Here is a 3,321-nt window from a genome sequence, read left to right as displayed (position 1 = left end):
CTGGCCATCCGGGGGGCCACGGGCCACTGCCCCTACGGGCCGGTGCTGAAGGCTGACTCAGCGCCGGAGCGTATCGGCCAGGCCGGCTGAGCGCGGCTTGGCAACTGCCGCCTGCGGCGGCACCGGTTCAGGTCGGCGGCGTGCCGTTGAGCGCCAGCGCGTCGCCGGCCAGGTAGAGCGAGCCGCAGATCAGGATGCGGGGCGGGCTGCCGTAGACGGTGCTGTCGATGCCGTCGAGCGCGCCCTCGATCCCGGTCGCCACCGAGGCCCGGAACCCGGCGGCCGCTGCCACGCGGGCGAGGGTTTCGGGCGGGGTCGCGGCCACTTGCGAAGCCATCGGCACCGCGATCACCTCGAGCGCGAGCCCGGCGAAATTGGCCAGAAAGGCGGCCGCGTCCTTGGTCGCCAGCATGGCCGTGACCAGCACGAGCGGGGCGGGCGACCGCTCCTCGAGATCCGCCATGGCGGCCGCGACAGCGCGGCCTCCGTCGCGGTTGTGACCGCCGTCGAGCCACAGATCGGCCCCCTCCGGGGCGATCAGCGCTAGGCGCCCGCGCGACAGGTGCTGCAGGCGGCCTGGCCACTGCACCTCGGTGACGCCGCGCTCGAACACGCTCGCTTCGAGGTCGCCGAAACCGGCCGCCTTGATGGCCGCAATAGCCGCGCCGGCATTGACCAGTTGGTGACGGCCGGCGAGGCGGGGCAGCGGCAGGTCGAGCAGCCCGCCCTCGTCCTGGTAGACGAGGCGCGACCGCTCGGACATGACGGAAAAGTCCTGGCCGCCGATCAGCACCGGACGGGCACCGACCCGGGCTGCCAGCCGCTCCAGCGCCGCGTCGGCCTCCGGATGGTCCTGGGTCGCGATCACGGCCGGGCAGCCCGGCTTCAGGATGCCGGCCTTTTCCGCCGCGATCAGCGACAGCGTGTGGCCGAGATGCTCGGCGTGGTCATGGCCGATCGGCGTGATCACGGCCGCGGCCGGGGCGTCGATGACGTTGGTGGCGTCGGCCCGGCCGCCGAGCCCGACCTCGAGCAGGAGCACGTCCGCCGGAGCCTCGGCAAAGATGCCGAAGGCGGCCGCGGTGGTGATCTCGAACACGGTGATCGGGTCACCGGCATTCAGCTCGACAGCCCGGGTCAGCGCCGCCGCGAGGCGGTCCTCGTCGACGAGATGCCCGCCGCCCATGGCGCCGAGCCGGATGCGCTCGTGAAAGCGCACGAGATGGGGCGAGGTGTAGACATGCACCCGCAGACCGGCCGCCTCCAGAATGGCCCGCATGAAGGCGATGGTGGATCCCTTGCCGTTGGTTCCGGCGACGTGGATCACCGGTGGCAGGCGGCGCTCCGGATGGTGCATCCGGGCCAGAAGGCGCCGGATGCGGTCGAGCGACAGGTCGATGAGCTTCGGGTGCAGCGCCAGGCAGCGGGCGATGATGGCGTCGGACGAGTCCTGCGCGTTCCCCTCCGAGCCCCTCACGCGGCGGGTCGGATCGCGTCCGGCCCGGCTTCGGGCTGGGCCGTCTCGACAGCCTTCTGCTTGGTCAGGATCCGGCACAGCCGGGCCACCGTCTCCTTCAGCTCCCGGCGGTGGACCACCATGTCGACCATGCCGTGCGCCTTCAGGTATTCCGCCCGTTGGAAGCCCGGCGGCAGCTTCTCGCGAATGGTCTGTTCGATGACCCGGGGCCCGGCGAAGCCGATCAGCGCGCCGGGCTCGGCGATGTGGATGTCCCCCAGCATCGCATACGAGGCCGTGACGCCGCCCGTGGTCGGGTTGGTCAGCACCACGATATAGGGCAGCCGCGCCTCCTTGAGGCGCCGCACCGCGACGGTCGTGCGGGGCATCTGCATCAGCGAGAAAATGCCCTCCTGCATGCGGGCGCCGCCAGAGGCCGCGAACAGGACAAAGGGGGTGCGCTTGTCGAGCGCGGTTTCGGCACCCCGCAGGATGGCCTCGCCCGCCGCCATGCCGAGCGAGCCGCCCATGAAGGCGAAATCCTGCGCCGCGACCGTCATGGGCGTGCCCACGACCCGGCCGAATCCGACCTTGAACGCGTCCCTGGCGCCGGTCTTGGCGCGGGCGTCCTTCAGCCGGTCGGCATAGCGCTTCTCGTCCCGGAACTTGAGCGGGTCGGTCGCGACATCCGGCAGCGGCACGTCGAGCCAGGTGCCGCCGTCGAACATCATCTTGAGGCGCTGCGTGGCGTTCATGCGCAGGTGGTGGTCGGATCCCGGGATCACCCAGAGATTCGCTTCCACGTCCTTTTGGAACACCATCTGGCCCGTGTCCGGGCATTTCACCCAGAGGTTCTCGGGCGTCTCACGCTTGAACAGCGTCTTGATCCGCGGCCGGACGACCTCGCTCACCCAATTCATGTCGGTCGCACCAGCTCCAGGTTTCTCAGCTCGGCCATCGCGGCAAGATACGACCTGCGGCAGCGCGTTTCCAGGGCCCATGCCGCCGCGTGCCCGGGCCGCCGGGCCGCGCCAAAAGGCTGACGCCGCGGCGCTTGCGGCGGCGGCCCCGGCGCGGCACTCACGACCGCCGGCCTTGAGACCGGCCCGAAGGACACGCGCCATGGGGGAGAGCCGGTACCGCGAGGTCTACGAGGCCGCCGCCAACGACCCGGAACGCTTCTGGCTCGAGGCCGCGGCCGCCATCGACTGGATCACGCCGCCCAGCCGCGCCTTCGATCCGGCGGCCGGCATCTCGGGGCGGTGGTTCCCGGACGCGGTCGGCAACACCTGCCATAACGCGCTCGACCGCCACGTCGCCTCCGGCCGCGGCGACCAGACCGCCATCATCTACGACAGCCCGGTCACCGGCACGACCCGGCGTATCTCCTATGCCGAGATGCTGGACGAGGTCCGGGTGCTGGCCGGGCTGCTGGCCGAGCTCGGAATCGCGAAGGGCGACCGCGTCCTCCTCTACATGCCGATGGTGCCGGAAGCGCTGGTCGGGATGCTGGCCTCGGCGCGGCTCGGCGCCGTCCACTCGGTCGTGTTCGGCGGCTTCGCGTCCCGCGAACTGGCCGCCCGCATCGAGGATGCCGAACCCAAGGTGATCCTGGCCGCCTCCTGCGGCCTCGAGCCGAACCGGGTGGTGGCCTACAAGCCCCTGCTCGACGAGGCCATCGCGCTGTCGCGCCACAAGCCGGAATCCTGCCTCGTCCTGCAGCGTCCGCAGCTCGCGGCGGCCCTCGTGCGGGGCCGGGACCGCGACTGGCGGGAGGCGGTGGCCGAGGCGCGCGGCCGGGGCGTTTCGGCCGCATGCGTGCCGGTCGCCGCGACCGACCCGCTCTACATCCTCTACACCTCCGG

The 3,321-nt window shown here is 71.7% G+C and carries 3 protein-coding genes; 1 reads left to right on the top strand and 2 read right to left on the bottom strand.

The window, feature by feature from the left end; genetic code table 11:
• Positions 1 to 127: 127 nt before the first annotated feature.
• Together JWR86_RS05190 and accD are read right to left on the bottom strand one after the other, a co-directional pair.
• Positions 128 to 1,477 carry a folylpolyglutamate synthase/dihydrofolate synthase family protein gene (locus JWR86_RS05190; RefSeq protein ID WP_299561710.1) on the bottom strand — a complete coding sequence of 450 codons (1,350 nt, stop codon included), beginning with the start codon at positions 1,475 to 1,477 and terminating at the stop codon, positions 128 to 130.
• Entirely contained in the window at positions 1,474 to 2,376 is a 903-nt protein-coding gene (accD, locus tag JWR86_RS05185; RefSeq protein ID WP_299561707.1) for an acetyl-CoA carboxylase, carboxyltransferase subunit beta, read from the bottom strand. The genes JWR86_RS05190 and accD overlap by 4 nt, the downstream gene beginning before the upstream one ends.
• Positions 2,377 to 2,578: 202 nt before the next feature.
• Between accD and JWR86_RS05180 the strand changes: the two genes are divergently transcribed.
• On the top strand, positions 2,579 to 3,321 hold a 743-nt coding region (locus JWR86_RS05180; RefSeq protein ID WP_299561704.1), incomplete at its 3' end, for an AMP-binding protein.

Source organism: Enterovirga sp. (assembly GCF_028290205.1).
GTDB lineage: Bacteria > Pseudomonadota > Alphaproteobacteria > Rhizobiales > Beijerinckiaceae > Enterovirga.
Note: the sequence above shows the minus strand (reverse complement) of the source record. Positions and strands in the feature narration are given on the sequence as shown.

What these genes read in the sequence shown, in the direction of transcription:
- accD (WP_299561707.1), bottom strand. Translation starts at nt 2,376, where the DNA reads ATGAATTGGGTGAGCGAGGTCGTCCGGCCGCGGATCAAGACGCTGTTC.